Consider the following 22,020-nt stretch of genomic DNA (forward strand, 5'->3'; position numbering starts at 1 on the left):
CGTGCGGTCAGCATTCGACGACGTTGACGGCGAGGCCGCCCATGGCGGTTTCTTTGTATTTGTGGGACATGTCTTTGCCGGTTTCGCGCATGGTGATGATGACTTCGTCGAGGGAGACGCGGTGGGTCCCGTCGCCCCAGAGCGCCATTTTGGCGGCGTTGATGGCTTTCGCGGCGGCGATCGCGTTCCGTTCGATGCAGGGGACCTGGACCAGGCCGCCGATCGGGTCGCAGGTCAGGCCCAGGTTGTGTTCCATCGCGATTTCCGCGGCGTTCTCCACCTGCGCCGGGGACCCGCCCATGACTTCTGCCAGGCCCGCGGCGGCCATTGAGGACGCGGACCCCACTTCGCCCTGGCAGCCGACCTCGGCCCCGGAGATCGAGGCCTGTTCCTTGTACAGCACCCCGACGGCGGCCGCGGCGAGCAGGAACCGCACCACCACACCGTCCCGGTCTTCCTGCGTGGCGGTGTCCATGCCCGGGGCGAAATGCAGGGCGTAAAACAACACCGCGGGAATGATCCCGGCCGCCCCGTTGGTCGGGGCGGTGACCACCCGGCCGCCGGAGGCGTTCTCCTCGTTGACCGCCAACGCCACCAGGTTCACCCATTCCTGCCAATACCTGGGATCGAACGGGCCCGCGTCCCACGCCGCGTCCGCGTCCGTGTCCTGCCCGTCGGCGCATTCCTTCTTCAACCGCTCAAACCAGTCCGGGGCGCGGCGGCGGACCTTCAACCCGCCCGGCAACACCCCGTCCCGCTTTAACGAGGCCGCCACGCAGGCTTCCATCACGGACCAGATGTGCAGCAACCCGGACCGGATCTCCTCCACGGTGCGCGAGGCTTTCTCGTTGACCAGCATCACATCAGCGATCCCCAGGCCGGTCACGGCGCAATGCTCCAACAACTCCGCCGCGGTCCGGAACGGCAGCGGCAACTCCTCCTTGGACGCCTCCAGCTCCTGCCGGGCCGCGTCTTCCTCACCCTCCCGGACGATGAACCCGCCACCAACCGAGAAAAACGTCGCCGCACGCACCACCGAACCGGCATCATCGGTGACGGTGAACGTCATCCCGTTCGTGTGCCGCGGCAACACCGTCAACGGACGCAACACCATATCGCCCACCCCGTACGGCAACGCCACGGCCCCGGCCAGGTTCACCACCCCGGTCTCCGCGATAGAAGCCAGCCGCTCCTCCACCTCCGCCGGCAGGATCAACTCCGGGTGGAACCCCTCCAACCCCAACAAGATCGCGGTCATCGTCCCATGCCCATGCCCCGTCGCAGCCAACGACCCATACAAATCCACCCGCAACGACGCCACCTCAGGGAGCTTCCCAGAGGCTTTGAGCTCCTCCGCAAACACAGCAGCAGCCCGCATCGGCCCCACCGTATGAGACGACGACGGACCAATCCCAATCGAAAACAGATCAAAGACTCCGACGGCCATAACAATTCCTTACTAAAACTCTGATTCGTTTCGTGTTGCCGGGGTGGGTGCGCCTGGCCGAATTCCTCCGCGTGCTCGGTCGCGAAGACGCCCGCTAAGCGGACGTGACGCTCCCTTAGACGCACGTCTCCGGAATCCGCCCAGTCGCCAACGCACGTCACCAAAGCGACGCGGCAGGCAGGTAACGTCGTGCCCACGAGCGCCGGCGGAGCCGGACTTTTCGAAAGCGTGCGTCAAAGCGAGGAACGAGCAGCACGCGTGAAAATGTCCGGTCCGCCGTCGCGAAGGTGACCACGGGGCAAACCAAGGATGGTAGTCCCGTGGGTGACTACAGCCCCGGGTAGAGCGGGTGCGCCGAAGCCAAGGCCTCGACCCGGTGACGCAGGCTGGAAAGGTCGGCGCCGGCGTCGGCAATCAATGCCTCGGCGATGATGTCTGCAACCTCGCGGAAGGCGTCCTCGCCGAAGCCGCGGGTGGCCAGGGCGGGGGTGCCGATGCGCAGGCCGGAGGTGACCATGGGCGGACGCGGGTCGAACGGGACGGCGTTGCGGTTGACGGTGATGTCGATCGCGGCGAGCCGGTCTTCTGCCTGTTGCCCGTCGAGTTCACAGTTGCGCAGGTCAACGAGGACCAGGTGCACGTCGGTGCCGCCGGACACCACGCTGATGCCCTTGGCCGTGACGTCCGGCTGGACCAGGCGCTCGGCGAGGATGCGGGCACCGGCCAGGACCCGTTCCTGCCGCTCGCGGAACTCTTCGGACGCGGCGATCTTGAACGCCACGGCCTTGCCGGCGATGACGTGCTCCAGCGGGCCGCCCTGCTGGCCCGGGAACACGGCCGAGTTGATTTTCTTGGCGATGTCGGGATCGTTGGAGAGGATGATGCCGCCGCGCGGACCGGCAAGGGTCTTGTGCGTGGTGGAGGTGACCACGTGGGCGTGCGGCACCGGCGACGGGTGCAGGCCCGCGGCCACCAGTCCGGCGAAGTGCGCCATGTCCACCATGAGGTAGGCACCCACGGAATCGGCGATGCGGCGGAACTCAGCGAAGTCCAGCTGCCGGGCGTACGCGGACCAGCCGGCCACGATCAGCTGCGGCTTGTGCTCCTGTGCCAGCCGGTCCACCTCTGCCATGTCGATGGTGTGGGTGTCTTCGCGGACCTGGTAGGGAACCACGTTGTAGAGCTTGCCGGAGAAGTTGATCCGCATGCCGTGGGTCAGGTGTCCGCCGTGGGCCAGGTTCAGGCCCATGATGGTGTCGCCCGGCTTGATCAGCGCGTGCATCACCGAAGCGTTGGCCTGGGCGCCGGAGTGCGGCTGGACGTTGGCGAACTCGGCGCCGAAGAGTGCCTTCACGCGGTCGATGGCCAGCTGCTCGATGACGTCCACGTGCTCGCAGCCGCCGTAGTAGCGCTTGCCCGGGTAGCCCTCGGCGTACTTGTTGGTGAGCACCGAGCCCTGCGCCTGCATGACCGCCGCAGCCGTGTGGTTCTCGGAAGCGATCATTTCCAGGCCGTCGCGCTGGCGGCCCAGTTCGTCGTCGATCTTTGCCGCGATCTCGGGGTCCAGGGCGGACAGGTCTGCGTTCAGGCTGGGGGAGACCACCTGTTCAAAGGCCACGGTGTTGGCTCCTGCCGCGTTCACAGTTCGCCGCCGTTTGCTTCGGCGTATTCCTGTGCGGACAGCAGCGGGCCCTCTTCGGTGACGGTGACCTTGAAGAGCCAGCCGGCGCCGTAGGGATCGTTGTTGATCACGGCGGGGTCGCCGACCACGTCGTCGTTGACTTCCGTGACCTCCCCGGTGACGGGGGAGTACAGGTCGGAGACGGACTTGGTGGACTCAATCTCGCCACAGGTCTCGCCTGCGGTCACCGTGGCTCCAACCTCGGGCAGGTCCACGTACACAATGTCGCCCAGCGCCTCGGCGGCGACAGCGGACACGCCCACCACGGACGGGCCGGAGCCGTCAGCGGCGATCCACTCGTGTTCGGCGGAGTACTTCAGTTCAGCGGCAACTTTAGCCATGGTGTGTTTCCTTAAGTTCGGGGATCAAAAAGTTCGGTTCAAAAATCCTGGAGCGCCGGCTATTTCTGGCGCTGGTAGAACGGGAGGGCAACGACTTCGAAGGGCTCGGCCTTGCCGCGCAGGTCCACGTCCAAGGCGGTGCCCAGGTCGGCGTGCTCGACGTCGACATAGGCCAGTGCCACCGGGTAGCCCAGGGTGGGGCTCGGCTGGCCCGAGGTCACCTCGCCCACCACAGTTCCGTCTTTGAGGACGGGGTAGCCGCCACGGCCGGCCCGGCGGCCGTGGCCTTTCAAGCCCACCAGTTTGCGCTTGGGGCCCGCTTCCTTGGCCGCCTCCAGCGCTGCCCGGCCCACGAAGTCGCCTTCCTTGGACTTGAGCGCCACCACAGGGCCCAGTCCGGCATCGAAGGGTGAACGCTCCAGCGAGAGTTCGTTTCCGTACAGCGGCATGCCGGCTTCAAGGCGAAGCGAATCGCGGGAGGCGAGGCCGCAGGGGACAATGCCGAACTCTTCCCCGGCCTGGGCCACGGACTCCCACAGGGAGGCGGCGCCTTCATTCGGGAGGAAGAGCTCAAAGCCGTCTTCACCGGTGTAGCCGGTGCGGGCCAGGATGACGTCGTGGCCGGCCACCGTGACTTCGTTGAACGCGTAGTACTTCAGGCCGGTGACCAGGGCGTGCTGGGACTCGTCCGTGAGCTTGAGCAGGATGGCCTCTGCCTTGGGGCCCTGGACTGCGACGAGCGAGGTGGCCGCAGAAGCGTCCTCCACCGTCACATCGAAGGTGGCTGCGCGTTCGGCGAGGGCTACGGCCACGGTGGGTGCGTTGCCGGCGTTGGGAACCACCAGGTACTTTTCATCGCCGAAACGGTAGGTGATGAGGTCGTCGATGATGCCGCCGTCTTCATTGCAGATCAGCGAGTACTTGGCTTTGCCGTCCGCGATGGCGGACAGCTTGCCCACCAGTGCGTAGTCCAGGAAGGCGCCGGCGTCGGGCCCGGTCACCCAGACTTCGCCCATGTGGGAGAGATCGAACAGGCCCGCGGCTTTGCGGACGGCGTGGTGTTCGGCGAGTTCGGAGCTGTACTTCAGCGGCATCTGCCAGCCACCGAAGTCGGTGAAGGACGCGCCAAGCTTCTTGTGCTCTTCGTAGAGAGCCGTGTAGTTCTCAGTCATCGGGGATCCTTAGTTTTCGAACTCGGACAGCGGCGGGCAGGAGCAGATCAGGTTCCGGTCTCCACCGGCGCCGTCGATCCGTCCCACCGGCGGGAAGTACTTGTCCTGCTTGTGGTGGGTTGGGAAGGCTGCCTGCTCACGGCTGTACTGCCGGGTCCATTCGGAGTTCACGACGGCGGCCGCGGTGTGGGGTGCGTGGCGCAGCGGGGAGTCCTGGACCGTGAAGTCGCCGTTGGCCACTTGGTCGATTTCCTTACGGATGGTGATCATCGCTTCAATGAAGCGGTCGATCTCGGCCAGGTCCTCGGACTCGGTGGGCTCTACCATCAGGGTGCCGGCCACCGGGAACGACAGCGTGGGGGCGTGGAAACCGAAGTCGATAAGGCGCTTGGCCACATCCTCAGCGGTCACCCCGGTCCTTGCGGTCAAATCCCGCAGGTCCAGGATGCACTCGTGCGCCACCAGGCCGCCCTCCCCGGTGTACAGGACCGGGAAGTATTCGTTCAAGCGCGCTGCCACGTAGTTCGCGGCGAGCAGGGCTGCCTTGGTGGCCTCGGTCAGGCCCTCCCCGCCCATCAGCTTCACATAGGCCCAAGAGATCGGCAGGACACCGGCGGACCCGAAGTTCGAGGCGCTGATGGCCACGCCGTGGCCCTCCTCATGCGCGGCCTTGTTGGCGTCGCCGGGCATGAAGGGTGCCAGGTGCGCCTTGGCTGCAACGGGCCCGACGCCGGGTCCGCCGCCGCCGTGCGGGATGCAGAACGTCTTGTGCAGGTTCAGGTGCGACACGTCGCCGCCGAACTTGCCGGGCTGGGCCAGGCCCACCAGCGCGTTCAGGTTGGCACCGTCAACGTAGACCTGGCCACCGGCCGCGTGGACGGCCTCGCAGATCTCGGTCACGTCTGCGTCGTAGACCCCGTGGGTGGACGGGTAGGTAATCATGATCGCCGAGAGGACGTCCTTGTTCGCCTCGATCTTCGCGTACAGGTCATCGTGGTCGATCGTGCCGTCAGCAGCCGTGGCAACGACGACAACCTTCATGCCGGCCAGGACGGCAGACGCGGCATTGGTGCCGTGCGCCGAAGCGGGAATCAGGCAGACGTTGCGTTGGGTATCGCCGTTGGCACGGTGGAAGCCGCGGATGGCCAACAGGCCGGCGAGTTCGCCCTGGGAACCGGCGTTCGGCTGCAGCGACACCTGGTCGTAGCCGGTGATTTCCGCCAGATCGGCTTCCAGGCCACTGATCAGTTCACGCCAGCCCGTGGTCTGGGATTCCGGGGCGAACGGGTGAATGGAGGCGAATTCCGGCCAGGAGATGGCTTCCATCTCGGCGGTGGCGTTCAGCTTCATGGTGCAGGAACCCAGCGGGATCATGGTGCGGTCCAGCGCCAGGTCCCGGTCCGAGAGCCTGCGGATGTAGCGCAGCAGCTGGGTCTCGGACCGGTGGGTGTTGAACACCGGGTGCTGCAGGTACCCGGAAGTGCGGAGCACCTCTGCGGGCAGGTCGAAGCCCTCAGCGTCCACTACCGGGCCGGCACCAAAGGCGACGGCGATCGCGGACAGGATTTCCGGCGTCGTGGTTTCATCCACGGACACTCCGATGGTGTCGGCGTCGATGTGGCGCAGGTTGATGCCGCGTGCTTCAGCCGCAGTGATGACCTTGGCGGCTTTGGCCGGGACGGAGACCGTGACCGTGTCGAAGAAGGTCTCGGCGGCCAGCTCCCGGCCGGCGATCTTGAGCGTGGTGGCGAGGGCGCGGGCGTTGTTGTGGACGCGCTCGGCGATGGCCTTCAGCCCGTCGGGGCCGTGGTAGACGGCGTAGAAGGAAGAGACGATGGCCAGCAGCGCCTGCGCGGTGCAGATGTTGGAGGTAGCCTTCTCCCGCCGGATGTGCTGCTCGCGGGTCTGCAGCGCCAGGCGGTAGGCGGGAACACCGGCGTCGTCCTTGGACACGCCCACCAGGCGGCCGGGCATGGACCGCTCCAGGCCCTTGGCCACGGCCATGTAGGCGGCGTGCGGGCCACCGAAGAACAGCGGTACGCCGAACCGCTGGGTGGAGCCGACGGCGATGTCAGCGCCCTGTTCGCCCGGAGGGGTGATCAGGGTCAGCGCCAGCAGGTCAGCGGCTACCGTCACTAGCGCGCCGCGCTCCTTCGCAGCCGAAATAACGCCGGCCTGGTCCCAGACGCGGCCGGAGACGCCGGGCTGCTGGAGCACAATGCCGTTGATGTCGCCCTCCGGCAGGCCGTTGGACAGGTCGGCGACCTCAACCTCGAAGCCGAGCGCCTCGGCGCGGCCCTTGACGATCGCGATGGTCTGCGGCAGGACGTCGGCGTCCAAGACGGTCTTGCCGTCGCGGGCGTCCTTGTTCTTGTTGGCGCGGCGCATCATGAGCACTGCTTCGGCCACGGCGGTGGCTTCATCGAGCAGCGAGGCGTTGGCGATGGGCAGGCCCACCAGGTCCTGGACCATGGTCTGGAAGTTCAGCAGCGCCTCCAGCCGGCCCTGGGAGATCTCAGGCTGGTAGGGGGTGTAGGCGGTGTACCAGGCCGGGGCTTCCAGCACGTTCCGGCGGATCACAGCAGGCGTGATGGTGTCGTAATAGCCCTGGCCGATCATCTGGACGGCAGTCTTGTTCTTGGCGGCCAGCCGGCGCAGCTCGGCAAGCACCTCAACCTCGCTGAGGGCACCCTTGAGCGCGAGCGGCGTGGACTGCCGGATCGAAGTGGGGACAGCGATATCCACCAGGCCGTCCACGCTGTCGTAACCAACGGCCTTAAGCATGGTGTCGAGGTCAGCCTGGCGGCGCGCGCCAATGTGACGGTCCGCAAAGACAGACGGTTGGGATTGAATCGTCATGAGGAACTCCAGGTTTGGCCGGCCACTGATGGCACGGCATGGATCGGGTCCCTCCCCGCTCTGTATTGGACCTGAGAGATTCCGCAAACCCAGCCAGGGCCTGCTTGCACCGTCGGTGAGTGCCGCCTGAGCAGCACTGCTTTCCAGAGTCGCCTCGCCGTGACGGTACATGGGCCTGAGAGATTCCTGGGGAGGATTTGCTCCTACGGCGCCTGCCCGGTGATGGCCGGGAGAACTCTCCCGCCACAGCTCGAAAGGCTTATTGAAATGTGGGTGATTCGGCTCACAGGGTACAGGCAATGCCGAGGGGTGGGCAAATCGGCCTGTCATGGACTGCGGTCCGGATGGGTTACATGAATGGCGTAACGCAGGGCTTGACTTTTGTTCGTGACGGACGCCACACTGAACCCCGTGATCCGGCCGGGCAGCGGAACTGGCCCAAAGAACGCTGGGCGTTCCGTCGCCGGCTGAGATCGCCGGAGGCCAAAGTCCGCAGTGCTCCTGGAAGTCCAGAGCCGATGTCCTCCCAAAACTGAAAACTGATTTACCAAGCAACGCTTTTGACCTGCGGCGGGAGAGCCCTGCCGGTACGTTCAGCAGGCGCCGTAGGAGCAAACCCTCCCCAGGAAACTCTCAGGCCCACGTACCGCCGCGGTGAGGCAACTCTGGAAAGCAGCCAGGCCCTGTCCTGGCTCACCGACGGTGCAAGCAGGCCCTGGCTGGGTTTGCGGAATCTCTCAGGTCCCAGACAGAGCGGGGAGGAAGTCCAATCTCTGCGACACCCCGGGTGCCGCTCGAACGATGGAGTTCCTCAATGACGACCCATTCCTCGACGTCCCCCGGCAGCGGAGTCCCGCACCTTGAACGGCAGCTCAGCAACCGCCACATCCAGCTGATCGCCATCGGCGGCGCAATCGGCACCGGCCTGTTCATGGGATCCGGTAAGACCATCTCGGCTGCCGGCCCCTCAGTGATCTTCGTGTACATGATCATCGGCTTCATGCTGTTCTTCGTCATGCGTGCCATGGGTGAACTGCTGCTCAGCAACCTCAACTACAAGTCCTTCAGCGATTTCGCTGCGGACCTCCTGGGGCCGTGGGCGGGTTTCTTTACGGGGTGGACCTACTGGTTCTGCTGGGTCATCACCGGCATCGCCGATGTCATTGCCATCGCCGGCTACTCACGTGAACTGTGGCCCGGGGTGCCCCTGTGGGTTCCTGGCCTGGCCACTGTGGCCATCCTGCTCGTGCTGAACCTCGCCACCGTAAAGGCGTTTGGCGAGACGGAGTTCTGGTTTGCGCTGATCAAGATCGTTGCCATTGCCGCGCTGATCATCGTTGGCCTGTTCATGATCCTCACCGGTTTCCAATCCGATGCCGGCCCCGCCACCTTCACCAACCTGTGGAGCCATGGCGGGTTCTTCCCGAACGAGTTCATGGGCTTTGTGGCCGGTTTCCAGATCGCCGTCTTCGCCTTCGTGGGCATCGAACTGGTGGGCACCACCGCCGCCGAAGCCAAGAACCCGGAGCGGAACCTCCCCAAGGCCATCAACTCCATCCCCATCCGCGTGCTCCTCTTCTACGTAGGCGCCCTCATTATCCTGATGGCTGTCACCCCCTGGACCGAGTTCAGGGCCGGCCACAGCCCGTTCATCGCCATGTTCTCCCTGGCAGGCCTGGGCGCCGCGGCCACCGTGGTCAACCTCGTGGTGCTGAGCTCGGCGATGTCCTCCGCGAACTCCGGCATTTACTCGACCTCCCGCATGGTCTTCGGCCTTGCCCAGGAAGGCGACGCCCCGGAAGCCTTTGGCAAACTGTCCCGGCGTAAGGTGCCCCAGAATGCACTGTTCCTCTCTTGCGTACTGCTGCTGTCCGGCGTCGTCCTTATGTACGCGGGCCAGGACGTGGGGAAGGCATTCGACATGGTGACCACCGTGTCCGCCGTCTGCTTCGTCTTTGTCTGGTCGATCATCCTGGCCAGCTACATTGCCTTCCGTCGCCGCCGGCCGCACCTGCACGAGTCATCGAAGTTCAAGATGCCCGGCGGCATAGCCATGGTCTGGGTGGTCTTCGCCTTCTTCGCCTTCGTGATCTGGACCCTCACCACGCAGCCGGATACCTTGGTGGCTCTGCTGGCCACGCCGGCCTGGTTCATCCTGCTGGGCGCTGCATGGTTCGTCCTCCGCCGCCGGCCCGCACACCAAGCCCGTTTTGCCACGTTCCAGGCTGAATTGCAGGCAGACCAGGACTTCACGGACGCCGGATCGGGCAAGGTTGTCCGTCCGGGTGCCGCCGCAGGCGCGGGGGAAGAACGGGTCAACCGGTGATCGGCTGACGTTCCCTTGCCCGGACGCCCTTGGCGGTGTCCGGGCGGTGGCGGACGGGCGGCCAGGAAGTAGCGGGCGTGGCGTGGAAAGTTCAGCATGCTTAGTGTTTGTCCACATAGGATGGGATAGCACGGCAGCCCACGCGCTGCAGGTCGATTTGAATGAAGGTGACCATGGCCCGGCGCAGCAACCCCGCACTACGTATCGCACAGGAAACAGCGCACAGCGCAATGTTCGATTCCGACGGCAAGCCCAAGCCCGGGGTTCACAACCTTCTCCTGAAGGCAGTGCAAATCCAGCGGCCACTGGTTGTCGGCTACATCCGCCGGCTCCAGAAGAAGCACCCCCGGGCCACGGCGGCCCAGTTGGCGGCTATCGCTGAGCGCGACTACCTCCGGGCCGTCGCCGGCGGGGGCGCCGTGGTGGGCGCCACCGCCGTCGTCCCCGGCGTTGGAACCGTCGCATCGCTGGGACTTTCCGCCGCAGCCACCGTCGGTTTCCTCGAGGCGACCGCCCTCTACGCCACCTCGCTGGCGGAGCTGCACGGCATCCGTCTAGCCAACCCGGAAAAGGCCGGCACCATGGTCATGGCCATCATGCTCGGCGAAGAGGGTACCGCGCTGCTGGGAACGCTCGGCGGCCAGTCGGCCGGCAACAGCGCCGGCAATGCCTGGGGGAGCGTCCTGTCCAAGTCGATGGTGGTGCCGGGATTCGGGAGCGTCCGGAAGCGGATCCAGTCGGCCTTCCTGAAGAACCTGCTGAAGCGGCAGGGCACGGCGTTGCTCGGCCGGGCCCTCCCCTTCGGGATAGGGGCCGTTGTGGGCGGAGCCGGTAACCTCATGATGGGCCGCGCAGTGGCCAAGAACGCCCGCGAGGCGTTCGGGCCGATGCCGGACACCATTCCCGGCGAGCTGACCGCCGCTGCCGCGCCGGACAACCTGACGCTGGAAGGCAACACACTTGGATCTCAACGCTGACGTAGGGCAATCATTCGGTTCCTGGACCGCAGGAGGCGACCCGGCACTGTTCCAACTGGCCACCAGCGCCAACGTGGCCTGCGGTCTCCACGCCGGTGACCCCATCACCATGCTGGACAGCTGCAGGGCGGCCTACGAACTTGACGTTACCGTGGGGGCCCACCTTGGCTACCGCGATTTGGCCGGCTACGGTCGCCGCTCGCTGGACATGAGCTTTGATGAGCTCTTCGGCGACGTGCTGTACCAGCTGGGCGCGCTCGACGGCGTGGCCCACGCCGTGGGTGCCTCCGTGGACTACGTCAAGCCGCACGGAGCACTCTATGACGCGGTGATCCACGACGCCGAGCAGGCCTCCGCAGTGGTAGCGGCAGTCAACGCCTACGACCCCGGCCTTCCCATCCTGGGCTTTCCCGGCTCAGAGCTGTTGACGCAGGCCAGGGAAGCCGGGCACCCGGTGTTCACCGAGGCATTCCCTGACCGCGCCTACCTCGGCGACGGCAGCCTGGTGCCGCTCTCGGAGGAGAACGCCGTCCTGCACGACGTCGACGCCGTAGTTGAGCGCGCCGTCCGCCTGGCAACCCAGGGCGACGTGGTTGCCGTGGACGGAACCGTGGTTTCAATCCGCCCGGATTCGCTGCGGATCAGCGGCGGAAGCCCTGCCGCGGTGGAGTTGGCCGCCCGCATCCGGGCGGGTCTGGAGGCCGCAGGAGTGCAGCTGGAGCCTTTCGCGTAAAAGGTGCCGGCTCGCTCCGGTGCCTTGGGTTTGCTGACCGTTGGACTGGAAGGACCCGCATCATCCCGACGGCACTAATGACGTCGCGAGGAGTTCCGCCCAGAGTGGATCGTCGGCCGGAAGGTCATTGGTGTCCAGGAATCTGTCGTTGTCCGGTTCCCACTGCGGCGCGTGTTCGAGGCTGGCCTCCAGGCACTGGCATTCGCCGGACACACCCCGTTGCGGCCCTGGTGGCAGGCTTTCCGGCGGCCAGTGGGTTGGTTCTGAATCCTGTTGTTCCGGGGTGTAGCGACGTCCTGTGGGTGAGGTCCAGGCTGGCGGCTCATTCTTGTAGGCCAGACCCGGTGTCCATCTGCTGTGGTGTTTGAGTCTGTGGTGTTTGGGGCAGAGCTGTGCCAGATTGCTGATTCCGGTCCTTCCGCCGTCGCCCCAGGCGGTGAGGTGGTCGGTGTCGTTGTCGGGGGTGTGGTTGGTGCAGCCGGGGAAGGTGCATTTGGCGTCCCGCATCCGGATCCATTTCTTGATGGTCTCGGTGAGCCGGTAACGTGTGCGGCCGATCTGAAGGGGTGCCCCGTCGCGGGGGTCGACCAGGACCCGGTAGAAGGATTCGGCGCCGTCGGCGACGAGTTTGCGTGCCATGGACGCCGGGACGGGGCCGAACCCGTCGAGTATGGCGGGTTCGTCGGTGAGGCCGAGCAGCGAGAACACCGGGACCGTGACCAGGACATCCGCCCGAGGGGTGGGGACTTTGCCGAGTTTGGTGTTGGTTTCCGAAGCCGCGCGTGGATCTTCACCGGTAGAGGCGGCAGTTCCTGTGCCGGTCGCGTTGCCTGCGCCGAGGAGCAGGGATGCTGCGACGTCGGCGCGCAGCTGGGTGAGGGTGCGCTCTTCCGTAGGGCCCTGTAAACCCCGGGCGGTGGCGGTGGTCCGGTTCCAGATGGCGCAGGCAGTGTCCCCGGGCAGGTAGAGCGACAGCCAGGCCATGCCGTCCCGGTCGGGGGTGTAGTCCATCCGCCGGTCACCCACACCTTTTGCATGCCGCTTCTCGATGGAGTCGGGGTGGTGGCGTTCCCGCCAGGCCCGGACCTTCGCCCGGAACCGGGACGGCACGAGCTCACCGGGCGCGGCACCCCGGGCCGCGTTGGGAGCGCCGGGGTCGAAGAAATGCTCCACCAACCCGGCCGCCCCCACCGGATCAAGGCCCTCGATCTCATCCCCAAGAACCTTCGCGTGCTGCCACGACATGTCCCCAGCGGACAACGCCCCAAACACCAAGGGCAAGGAACAGACCCGCCGGGAAACGTCCACCAACGCCCCCGCAGCGGCAGAGCTGATAGTCAGGACCCCGGCGATCTCCTCCACGGTGGACATCTCCGCGTAGGTGCGGTCCTGCACGGTCGCATCCGGCGGAAGCATGGACTGCTGCAACCCCATGCACTCAGCCACATCCCGCGCCTTCACGGCCGCCAACTGAGCCTCCAGCCGGGCAACAACCTCCAACCGTTCCACGCACAACTCATACCGACGCTGCAAAACATCGACCTCAGACCCGGTGCCGGAGCTGACACCACGACCAGCGGCAGCCCCTGCAGACTCCAAGCATGGATCCTCAAGGTTCCGGTCTTCAAGAACCAGCGCGTCAAGGGCCGCGACAGAAGCACGCAGCCCCTCCAGCACCGCCCCAAAACCGCCGTTGATTCCCATACCCACATCATCCAGCGAGGCACTGACATTTGAAGCCGTCCCTGCCCAACCGCCGGGCCCCCAGGATCAACCGCCGCTAGAAGGTGCCCCGACCCTAGAAGGCGCGTAGCGCCGTCGTAACCATTACCGCCGCGAAAAATCCGCCGCGAAGGATCACCCGAAGACCAGCTGCGCCACCGTGAAAATCGCCAGGCCGGCCAGGGAACCCACAACCGTGCCGTTGATGCGGATGAACTGCAGGTCCTTGCCCACCTGCAGTTCGATCTTCTGTGAGGTCTCCTCGGCATCCCACCGGGCCACCGTATCCGTGATGACTCCGGCGATGTCCGAGCGATAGGTTTTCACCAGGTACGCCGCAGCGTCACCGATCCAGGCGTTGACCTTCCCCGCCAGTTCGGGGTCGCCCACCAGCCTGGTTCCAAAATCCCGCACGGCGGCCTTGAACTTGATGGTGAGTTCGCTGTTGGGATCGTCCACGGCCCCCAGCAGCGCATTCTTGACGGTGCCCCACGTCCGGGACGCCAGTTCGCGCACCTCGGGATCCCCCAGGACCTGTGCCTTGATGTCCTCCGCGCGGGCGATCATGGCCGGGTCGTGCTGAAGGTCCTGCGCGAGGTCGTTGAGGTACTTGTCGATCGACTGCCGGACCTGGTGGTTGGGGTCGGCCTGGACCGCCCGGACGAACTTCAAGATCTCGACGTACACCTTGTCGCCCACCAGCCCGTCAACGAACTGAGGCACCCAAGTGGGAGAGCGGTCGGACACCAGGCGGCTGACGGTCTCGTGGTTGTCGTCCACCCAGTCTGCGGCGCGGTCCACCATCAGGTCCACCAGCGTGTGGTGGTGCCCGTCATGGAAGATCCGCTCGGCGAGCTTACCCACTGGAGGCCCCCAGGGCGGGGTGAGCAAATGCTTGCGCACCATGCCCTCGATGACTTCCTGGACGTCGTCGTCATTGAGGACCTTGAAGGCGCCGCGGATCACGGCGGCACCCTCCTTGGCCACCCGCTCCGCACCACCCGGTGCGGCCAGCCACTGGCCGGCACGGCCGGCGATGTTGACGCTGGCCAGCTTGTCCTGGACTACCTGCTCGGACAGGAAGTTTGTCTCCACGAACTCGCCGAGGGAAGCACCAATCTGGTCTTTCCGGCGGGGAATGATCGCGGTGTGCGGAATCTTGATGCCCATGGGGTATTTGAACAAGGCTGTCACGGCGAACCAGTCGGCCAGCGCACCCACCATGCCGCCCTCGGCGGCGGCCCGAACGTACTGCAGCCCCGGATAATCTTTCTGCAGGGCAAACGCGAAGACGAATATCACGGCCATGGCAATGAGCAGGCTCAGCGCCAGCAGTTTCATCTTCCGCAGCGCTGCCGCCTTTTCGGCGTCTCCGGCGCCAAGTTCCCGGGTGGCGACGGCGCCTGCCGCCCGGGTGCCCTGCGGCAACTGCCGCGTCGCCTCCGCTGGTGCATCCTGCGTGGCGTGCCCGGTAGTTGCCTCAGAGTTCACCTGCATGTGCCAAGCCTAGCCCCGAAGGCGGAAGCCGGTCCGCTACCGTGTGAGCATGACAACTGACGAGTCAGTGCCGCAGCGGCCGTTGGTCTACGCCCACCGGGGCTCAAGTGGCACTTATGCTGAACACACCCGCGCCGCCTACCTGCAGGCCCTGGAGGACGGGGCCGACGGGGTGGAGTGCGATGTCCACCTGACCCGGGACCAGCACGTGGTCCTACTCCACGACGCAAACCTTGACCGGACCTCGGACGGGACGGGACCTGTAGGGGACCGGACACTGCACGAACTGCGGCAGCTGGACTTTTCGTCCTGGAAGGGGGCGCGGATCCCCGAAGCCTACGGCGCCCGTTCGGAACAGTTCCTTACCCTTCCGGAGCTCCTGGACATCCTTCGCGGTGCGGGCCGCCCGGTAGGCCTGGCCATCGAGCTCAAGCATCCCAGCCCTTACCAGCTCAAGCTGGAGGACCGGGTCCTGGAAGTCCTGCGCAGCGAGGGCTGGGATCCCGAAAGCTCCACGGTGGACAACGTGGCCGTGACCTTCATGAGTTTCAGCCCCGACTCCGTCCGCCACCTCCTGGAATCCGTCCCGCCCCGGTACATTTGCCAGCTTGTGGACGATCTCACCGTCCACGAAATACGCGGCGGTCTGGGAGTGGGCCCGATTACCGGTGGTGCGATCGCCAACCTGATGAAGGCCACCCAGCTGGAAGGCGAACAGATCCTGGACGACTCCCTTGTGGGCATGGCGGGCCCCGGCATCGACTACGTCCGCGAACGCCGGGACACGGTCCGCCGCTGGCTGGACTCCGGCCGGCGCTTCCGGGTCTGGACGGTGGACTCGCCCGAGGACGTTGAACTGTGCCAGGACCTGGGCATCCAGGAGATCACCACGAACGTTCCGGCCCGTGTTCTGGGCCAGCTGCGCCTGGCCATTCCGCAGGCGAAGTAGGGCCGCCCCATGCCGGCAGCCGACGGCGAAGGATCCCTCCCGCGCAGGTGGTGGGCAGGGCCGCTGGATGTTGAGGCCCTGGCCCTGCGGTCGGTGGGGTCAGCCGCTGAAGCGCTGAACCGGTACACCGGTGACCCCGGCCGGTTCAGCACCACTGCGGCCCTCACGGCGGCGGCCTTCGACTCCTTCGGTCACCTGCGCATCGACGGGCGCCAGTTGCAGGGCTTCGCGCCGCTGTCCGGCTTCCGGCGCACGGCGGACGGCTGGATCCGGCTCCATGCCAACTACCCGCACCATGAGCAGCGGCTGCTGCAGGCACTCGGAGCAGCCTCCGCCGAAGAGGCGGAGCAGGCACTCCGCGCCATGCCGTCCTTGCAGGCCGAAGCTGCCATCCAGAGCAACGGCGGGATCGCCGCCGCGGTCAGGACCCGCCGCGAATGGCTTGCGACAGGCATGGGCCGCGCCGCCGGCCAGGGACCCTGGGTCGCGCTGGAATTCGCGGATGGACGGACGGCCGGCTTAGGCCTGGGGGACCTCCCTGCAATAAGCGCCCGCCCGGGGCGCACTGATGGAATGCCCCTGCAGGGCCTCCGGGTCCTTGACCTGACCCGGGTCATCGCAGGGCCCGTCGCCACCCGTTTGCTGGCCGCGCTCGGAGCCGATGTCCTCCGGATCGATCCGCCCGCCATCCCCGAGATTGCCGGCCAGTTCGTGGACACGGCGTTCGGCAAGCGCAGCGCGGAAGCCGACCTCGGGTTCCCGGCGAACCAGCACAGCCTCCGGCAGCTCCTGGCTGGCGCGGACGTAGTGGTTACCGGTTACCGGCACGCCGCCCTTGACCGCTTTGGTCTCAACCCCGGGGAACTGCTGGCGGCACACCCCGGCCTGGTGGTGGTTACCCTCAACAGTTGGGGCAGCACCGGGCCCTGGAGCGGCCTGCGCGGCTTCGACAGCATTGTCCAGGCCGCATGCGGGATTGCCCACGCGTACAGGCAGGACGACGACGGCGGGTGGCGCCCGGGTGCCCTTCCGGTCCAGGCGCTGGACCACGCCACAGGGTACGGCGTGGCGGCGGCCGTGATCCACCTCCTTGACGTGCGTCGGCAGGCGGGGACGGGCGGCGCGGCGCGCCTCTCGCTGGCCCGGACGGCGGAGGAATTGTTTGCGTTGCCGGACACCATGGCACGCCGAGGGGAACTGCCCGCACCGCAGTACCGCACCTTGGAAAGCCCCTACGGCCTGCTCCGCTACGTTGGTCCGCCGCTGCTGTCCGGCGGCCAGCCGCTTGACTATCCATCTCCGCCGCCTCCCTACGGAAGCGCCACGCTCGCCTGGGCCTGAGTCAAAAAGAGCCGCGCCACCTGGGCCTGAGTCAAAAAGCGTCGCGCGGCCCCGCCGCTGCCAGGCCGGCCGGGTTTCGGGAGCCCGCTCCTGCTGTGGTTGAGTGGTTCCATGCCTTTTCCCCGGTCCGGCCCCGCCGTCAAGGGCCTGCCCTTGCACTGCCTTCCGCTTCAGGGCCTGTCCGCCGCCGCCATGGGTGCCCTCCTGCTGGCCAGCGCCGGCAAGCATTTCCGGGACCCCGGCTTCTTCCGTGACGTTGTTCCGCAATACCTCTGCCGCGTGGATCCGCAGCCCGGCCAGCCCCGGGAGCCCCAGCACCCGCTGGCCCTCTTGTCCCGCGAGGAGTGGATCGCGCTGAGCGGATTGCTGGAACTCGCTGCCGCCGTCGGGATTGTCCTCCCGCCCACCCGGAAGGTGACGGCCACCGCCCTGACCGGGATGTTTACGGCATTCCTGGCGGGCCACATCGACGCCCTGGTGCGGGCCTACGGACCGGAGGGTTCACCCCGCCGCCGGAAGATCCACTCGCTGCGGCTCCCGCTGCAGGCGCCGCTGATCCTGTGGGCCTGGAGCCTGCGCAGGCCGCCCTCGCCAGGGTGCCCGCCGGGCCGCAGGCCGTGAAACTGCGGGCCTCGCCGGCCGTGAAGGTGGGAATCTCCATCAGCATCGCCACAGGCCTGTATGGAATCTCCTTCGGAGCGTTGTCAGTGACGTCCGGCCTCAATCTTTGGCAGACCATGGCGCTGAGCCTGCTCTTGTTCAGCGGCGGCTCGCAGTTTGCGTTCATCGGCGTCGTGGCCGGTGGTGGCTCGGGCATTGCCGCCATGAGCGCTGCCACCCTGTTGGGCATGCGCAACGGAATCTATGGCATGCAGTTGAACGCGCTGCTGCGGCCCACCGGCTGGCGCAAGTACGTGGGTGCGCAGCTGACCATAGACGAGTCCACGGCTACCAGCACCGGGCAGGCCGATCCGGCCGAGCAGCGCCGCGGATTCTGGACGGCCGGAATTGGCATCTACGTGCTGTGGAACATCTTCACGCTTATCGGCGCGCTGGCCGGCAGCGGCTTGGGAGATCCCAGGCAGTGGGGGCTCGATGGCGCCGCCGTGGCGGCATTCCTCGCCCTGCTCTGGCCGCGGCTCAAAGGCCGCGAACCTGTTGCGATCGCGGTGGCGTGCGCCGTGGCCACCGTGATTGCTGTGCCGTTCGTGCCGCCCGGTGTCCCCATCCTGGTTGCCGCTGTCGTGGCGGCGCTGGCCGGATGGCTCAGCCACGGCCGGCGTGACGAAGGCCTGGAGCCGGACATCGAACCGTACGCGCACCCGGGCGGCTGCCATGCCCGAGGGAACGCCGCGGATGCGGGTAGCCAGCCCGGGGACACCCCGGACCAGGCGGCCGCCCCATGAGCCTGTGGATCTGGCTGCTGATCGCCTGCGTGCTTGCCTACGCGTGGAAGTTGGTGGGATATTTCGTTCCCGCCAAATTCCTGGAGGACCCCCGGGCCTCACGCATTGCGGGCACCATGACCATCGGGCTGCTCGCCTCGCTGACCGTCGTCAACGCCGTGGCATCCGGACAGGCGCTGGCTGCTGACGCGCGGCTGGGTGCGCTGGCTGCGGCCGCGGTTGCCTTGGCGTTCAGGGCTCCGTTCCTGGTGGTGGTCATTGCGGGCGCCGGTACGGCGGCTCTGCTGAGGCTGATGGGCTGGAACTGATGACGACCCTCGCGGGGTGATGTAGATCACTTCCTGTGTGGTTCGCCGGTTGTACTATGGGATCGGCTTATGCAATTGGCCATGGCATTCGCGATGAACGGCAACCATGGAAAACAAGCTGCAGCCGGTAAGTGAACTGGTGGGCGGTCCCCGCCGAAAAAATGTTCGACGCCGGGCGGGTCTCCCTGCCAAACGCTTCTTCAAACGCTTTGCAGGTCTTTCGGACGTGCCGGCGGAGGACCTCGAGATCCTGTCACAGAGGCTCCAGTCGGCACTTGACGTGGACCCGTCGTCGCCCGTCCCTGCCCTTCAAGCGCTGCTGCGCCGGGAGGTCCGCAAGCGGTCTGAGGGTGGCAGGGCCTAACGCCCCCAGCATTCCCGGCGCCGCGTGTGGTGCACTGGAAGAGAGGCGGCCCGCATTGATGCTGCCACCAAAGGAGGAATCGAGATGGACGAACAGTCACGGCCTGCCGGGCCTGAAGACGGCCAGGGCACCGAGGACGCCGGAAGAAGCAAGCCGGAAGGGGACTCCATCGGTAGCCCGGCGGCGGAGCGGCCAGCGAAGCAGCGGCCCGCCTACATTGATCCCCGCAGCTCGGAAGGAACCCGGGAACTACGGGACACCGCACGGCGGCGCCGGGATGCCGAAGAGAAGCTGCAGCAGCATCTGATGGAAGCCAAAGAGCACGTTCCCAACGAGTTCCATGAGCACCAGGATGCAAAAGGTCACCCGCACGCCCATGACTCCGAGCACGGCCGACCCGCAGACGCCCCCGGTCACAGCCGTCCGGAAGGCAAGGACGACGTTGGCGAAGGGGTCGCGGAAGAAGGCTGACCGCGGGGCCTGGCCTCCACTCGGGGGTGGCGGCGCCTTTCCTTGGTTCGCCCGCCGAAGTCCCTTGCAGCCGACCTCCCTTACCGGTTAGTGGTGGCTAGGCCAGCCTTTGCGTGGCGCCGTCGGGTGAGTCGGTACGGCGGCAGCTTTCCTCGACGGCCATCTCATACCACGCTTCGGCGCCGAACTCGGGCTCGGGAGTATCAAGGTTCTGGTAGAGGGCATCCAGCAGCCCCGCGAGTTCCCCGGGCGTCAGGGCAGCCAGGACTTCCTCTGGCCCGCGGGGGTCCGAGAGGTACCGGAAAAGGTTTGAACTGTTCACTGCCGTGATGCCATTTCGCGGCGGAAGGGGGCAAAATTGTTCATGGGTCGCCTCCAGCTGAAAATTCCGAGGCTGGCTGCTTAACCTCCCCAGATTCTATTGCACCTGCCAACCACCCACAATGGATCCGCTGCGATGAGGCCCGTACCAACCGGTGGCCCGCTCGCACGCGTGACCTGTGCCAACTATTGACCCGGCCCCACGCGTGACCCGCCCGCCCGCCGGCTGACCAGTCCGGTCCAGTCCGGCCCGGCTCAGGCCGTGGGTGCGGGGACCGGCACGTGCGCGGGAAGCGGACGCGCCGGACGGGTGGCACGGATGGCATCCTCCACCAGTGCCAGGGGCCGCCGCCACGCGTCGGAACCGGGCTCCATGGTGTCCACCACGCCGATCAGCATGGCAAGCAGCCGGAACATGTCGGTCATGGAAATGTCGGCACGGAGGGTACCCTGGCCTTGCCCGCGGACCAGCAGCACACTGATGGACTCCATGAGTGAACCGGTGATGCCGGTGAGGAGTTCCCGCCGCCCGGCCACGGCGCAGAGCAGGTTGGCGTCGGCGCTGGCGGCCGCCATCAGTGCTTCGAGTACGCGCAGGAGCCCGGCTGTGGCGTCTATATCGGCCAGTGCGCCGTCCATGACGGGGTCCACGGTGAGGCGGAGTTGCCGGTTGAGCGCAGCCAGGACCAGCTCCTCCTTGTCCGCGAAGTTCCGGAAGAGGGTCGCCGGGCCCACGCCGGCTGTGGTTGCGATGGTTTGGAGCGGCACTTCGGGGCCGAATTCGCGGAAGCACTGGCGCGCCGCCGTGATGATCTTGTCCACGTTCCGCGCTGCGTCAGCACGGAGGGGCTTTCGGGCGACTGCGAGGCTCATGGCCAAAAGGTTAGCAACGGAGGCTGCGTCCGGCATGGTTACCGTGGGGTAGGCCCTTATGTGACGGCCCCCTCCGGTTGTCCGGCCTGTGGCGGTGCCGAACGGCGTGGGACACTGGGGGCATGTTGCTTGCATTTTCTGTGGCTCCCTCAGGTGTTCCCAGCGGGGGCACCCGGCCCGACGACGCATCAGTGCACGACGCCGTTGCCGCCGCGGTGAAGATCGTCCGGGACTCGGGGCTGCCCAACCAGACGGATTCCATGTTCACCACCATCGAGGGTGAATGGGATGAGGTGTTCGGCGTGGTCAAGCGCGCCACCGAGGCAGTGGGGCGCTACGGCAGCCGGGTGTCGCTGGTGATCAAGGCCGATATCCGGCCGGGCTACTCCGGTGAACTCACGGCGAAAGTGGACCGGCTGGAAGGCGCGCTGGCTCAGGAATCCTGAGCCGGCGGGAGTGCCGGAAACATCTGGACCCCCACGGCGCCCCGTGCCAAACTGTGCCCATGTTCGAGCACAAGCCCCGGCCGGAGTGGATAGCCACCGAAGAGTTCCTGTCCCGGACCGTGGTGCATCCGGACGAGGCGCTCCAGCAGGCCATCCGGGCGGCGGCCGAGGCTGGGATGCCGGCCATTGAGGTGGCACCCAACGCCGGGAAGCTGCTAAAGCTCCTGGTCCAGATGTCAGGTGCCCGCCGCATCCTGGAAATCGGGACGCTTGCCGGCTACAGCACCATCTGGCTGGGCCGGGGCCTTCCGCCCAGCGGCACTCTGGTCACGTGCGAATACCTGCCCCAGCATGCCGAGGTGGCGTGGGCGAACATTGATGCCGCCGGCCTGGGCGAAAAGGTGGAGATCCGGCTGGGCCCTGCGCTGGATACTCTTGCCGCGCTCGAGGAAGAAGACCGGGAACCGTTCGACTTCATCTTCATTGACGCCGACAAGCAGAACAACAGCCGCTACCTTGACTGGGCCGTCAGGCTGGGCAGGCCGGGTGCCACCGTGGTGGTTGACAACACCATCTGGGAGGGGGCGGTCCTGGATCCGGACGTGGACCCCGTCAACGCACCCGGCATTATTGACGCGCTCAGGCTGTTGGGCGACCATCCGCGGCTCGACGCCACCGTCATCCAGACTGTTGGCTCCAAGGGCTGGGACGGATTCGCCCTGGCCCGTATCCTCCCGCAAAATAGTAAGTAAGCTGTGTAGATGCGTCCGGTGGCCGGGCGCCCAC

The 22,020-nt window shown here is 66.6% G+C and carries 21 protein-coding genes and 2 riboswitches; of the genes, 12 read left to right on the forward strand and 9 right to left on the reverse strand.

All coding sequences use genetic code 11. The features are described from left to right. Window positions 1-7: 7 nt before the first annotated feature. The 5 genes from QRN53_RS00395 to gcvP form a co-directional block, all read right to left on the reverse strand. Entirely contained in the window at window positions 8-1,447 is a 1,440-nt protein-coding gene (locus QRN53_RS00395; protein WP_285242057.1) for an L-serine ammonia-lyase, read from the reverse strand. A gap of 328 nt (window positions 1,448-1,775) precedes the next feature. Continuing rightward, window positions 1,776-3,065: a serine hydroxymethyltransferase gene (gene glyA, locus QRN53_RS00400; protein WP_285242058.1), complete on the reverse strand. Its 1,290-nt coding sequence runs from the start codon at window positions 3,063-3,065 to the stop codon at window positions 1,776-1,778. A 20-nt stretch (window positions 3,066-3,085) separates the two neighbouring features. Further along, window positions 3,086-3,469: a glycine cleavage system protein GcvH gene (gene gcvH / locus QRN53_RS00405; protein ID WP_285242059.1), complete on the reverse strand. Its 384-nt coding sequence runs from the start codon at window positions 3,467-3,469 to the stop codon at window positions 3,086-3,088. A 59-nt stretch (window positions 3,470-3,528) separates the two neighbouring features. After that, window positions 3,529-4,641, reverse strand: coding sequence for a glycine cleavage system aminomethyltransferase GcvT (gene gcvT, locus QRN53_RS00410; protein WP_285242060.1), 1,113 nt, complete (start codon window positions 4,639-4,641; stop codon window positions 3,529-3,531). 9 nt (window positions 4,642-4,650) lie between these two features. Beyond that, complete coding sequence (gcvP, locus tag QRN53_RS00415; protein ID WP_285242061.1) at window positions 4,651-7,500, reverse strand: aminomethyl-transferring glycine dehydrogenase; 2,850 nt, start codon at window positions 7,498-7,500, stop codon at window positions 4,651-4,653. Window positions 7,501-7,653: 153 nt separating this feature from the next. Beyond that, window positions 7,654-7,753, reverse strand: a riboswitch (glycine riboswitch). Window positions 7,754-8,061: 308 nt separating this feature from the next. Then, window positions 8,062-8,159, forward strand: a riboswitch (glycine riboswitch). A gap of 155 nt (window positions 8,160-8,314) precedes the next feature. Here gcvP and cycA point away from each other — a divergent pair. The 3 genes from cycA (at window position 8,315) to QRN53_RS00430 (ending at window position 11,536) form a co-directional block, all read left to right on the forward strand. Next, window positions 8,315-9,826, forward strand: a complete 1,512-nt coding sequence (cycA, locus tag QRN53_RS00420; RefSeq protein ID WP_285242062.1) for a D-serine/D-alanine/glycine transporter — start codon at window positions 8,315-8,317, stop codon at window positions 9,824-9,826. A 173-nt stretch (window positions 9,827-9,999) separates the two neighbouring features. After that, complete coding sequence (locus QRN53_RS00425) at window positions 10,000-10,803, forward strand: hypothetical protein (protein WP_285242303.1); 804 nt, start codon at window positions 10,000-10,002, stop codon at window positions 10,801-10,803. Then, window positions 10,787-11,536, forward strand: a complete 750-nt coding sequence (locus tag QRN53_RS00430; RefSeq protein ID WP_285242063.1) for a LamB/YcsF family protein — start codon at window positions 10,787-10,789, stop codon at window positions 11,534-11,536. The genes QRN53_RS00425 and QRN53_RS00430 overlap by 17 nt, the downstream gene beginning before the upstream one ends. A 60-nt stretch (window positions 11,537-11,596) precedes the next feature. Here QRN53_RS00430 and QRN53_RS00435 read toward each other — a convergent pair whose 3' ends face one another. Both QRN53_RS00435 and QRN53_RS00440 read right to left on the reverse strand, forming a co-directional pair. Further along, entirely contained in the window at window positions 11,597-13,045 is a 1,449-nt protein-coding gene (locus QRN53_RS00435; protein ID WP_350224150.1) for an HNH endonuclease signature motif containing protein, read from the reverse strand. A gap of 348 nt (window positions 13,046-13,393) precedes the next feature. Next, entirely contained in the window at window positions 13,394-14,599 is a 1,206-nt protein-coding gene (locus QRN53_RS00440) for a DUF445 domain-containing protein (RefSeq protein ID WP_502934807.1), read from the reverse strand. Between the two features lie 205 nt (window positions 14,600-14,804). Between QRN53_RS00440 and QRN53_RS00445 the strand changes: the two genes are divergently transcribed. The 7 genes from QRN53_RS00445 (at window position 14,805) to QRN53_RS00475 (ending at window position 19,594) form a co-directional block, all read left to right on the forward strand. Beyond that, on the forward strand, window positions 14,805-15,704 hold the full coding sequence (locus QRN53_RS00445) for a glycerophosphodiester phosphodiesterase (protein ID WP_285242066.1): 900 nt from the start codon (window positions 14,805-14,807) through the stop codon (window positions 15,702-15,704). 9 nt (window positions 15,705-15,713) lie between these two features. Continuing rightward, entirely contained in the window at window positions 15,714-17,045 is a 1,332-nt protein-coding gene (locus QRN53_RS00450) for a CoA transferase (protein ID WP_285242067.1), read from the forward strand. A 111-nt stretch (window positions 17,046-17,156) separates the two neighbouring features. Further along, entirely contained in the window at window positions 17,157-17,666 is a 510-nt protein-coding gene (locus tag QRN53_RS00455; RefSeq protein WP_285242068.1) for a DoxX family protein, read from the forward strand. Next, on the forward strand, window positions 17,606-18,451 hold the full coding sequence (locus QRN53_RS00460) for an AzlC family ABC transporter permease (protein ID WP_502934803.1): 846 nt from the start codon (window positions 17,606-17,608) through the stop codon (window positions 18,449-18,451). Before QRN53_RS00455 ends, QRN53_RS00460 begins: the two co-directional genes overlap by 61 nt. After that, a complete protein-coding gene (locus QRN53_RS00465) occupies window positions 18,448-18,759 on the forward strand; it encodes an AzlD domain-containing protein (protein ID WP_285242069.1) in 312 nt (103 codons plus the stop codon). The genes QRN53_RS00460 and QRN53_RS00465 overlap by 4 nt, the downstream gene beginning before the upstream one ends. Before the next feature lie 106 nt (window positions 18,760-18,865). Further along, the gene (locus QRN53_RS00470; protein WP_285242070.1) at window positions 18,866-19,123 is read left to right on the forward strand and encodes a hypothetical protein; all 258 of its coding nucleotides are present in this window, start codon (window positions 18,866-18,868) and stop codon (window positions 19,121-19,123) included. 84 nt (window positions 19,124-19,207) lie between these two features. Next, a complete protein-coding gene (locus QRN53_RS00475; RefSeq protein WP_285242071.1) occupies window positions 19,208-19,594 on the forward strand; it encodes a hypothetical protein in 387 nt (128 codons plus the stop codon). 97 nt (window positions 19,595-19,691) lie between these two features. Here QRN53_RS00475 and QRN53_RS00480 read toward each other — a convergent pair whose 3' ends face one another. After that, entirely contained in the window at window positions 19,692-19,916 is a 225-nt protein-coding gene (locus tag QRN53_RS00480; RefSeq protein ID WP_285242072.1) for a hypothetical protein, read from the reverse strand. Between the two features lie 254 nt (window positions 19,917-20,170). Further along, complete coding sequence (locus QRN53_RS00485) at window positions 20,171-20,788, reverse strand: TetR/AcrR family transcriptional regulator (protein WP_285242073.1); 618 nt, start codon at window positions 20,786-20,788, stop codon at window positions 20,171-20,173. 122 nt (window positions 20,789-20,910) lie between these two features. Between QRN53_RS00485 and QRN53_RS00490 the strand changes: the two genes are divergently transcribed. Both QRN53_RS00490 and QRN53_RS00495 read left to right on the forward strand, forming a co-directional pair. Continuing rightward, on the forward strand, window positions 20,911-21,234 hold the full coding sequence (locus QRN53_RS00490; RefSeq protein WP_285242074.1) for a thiamine-binding protein: 324 nt from the start codon (window positions 20,911-20,913) through the stop codon (window positions 21,232-21,234). Between the two features lie 59 nt (window positions 21,235-21,293). Beyond that, entirely contained in the window at window positions 21,294-21,986 is a 693-nt protein-coding gene (locus tag QRN53_RS00495) for an O-methyltransferase (protein WP_285242075.1), read from the forward strand. Window positions 21,987-22,020: the final 34 nt, after the last annotated feature.

Source organism: Pseudarthrobacter sp. fls2-241-R2A-127 (assembly GCF_030209355.1).
Classification (GTDB): Bacteria; Actinomycetota; Actinomycetes; order Actinomycetales; family Micrococcaceae; genus Arthrobacter.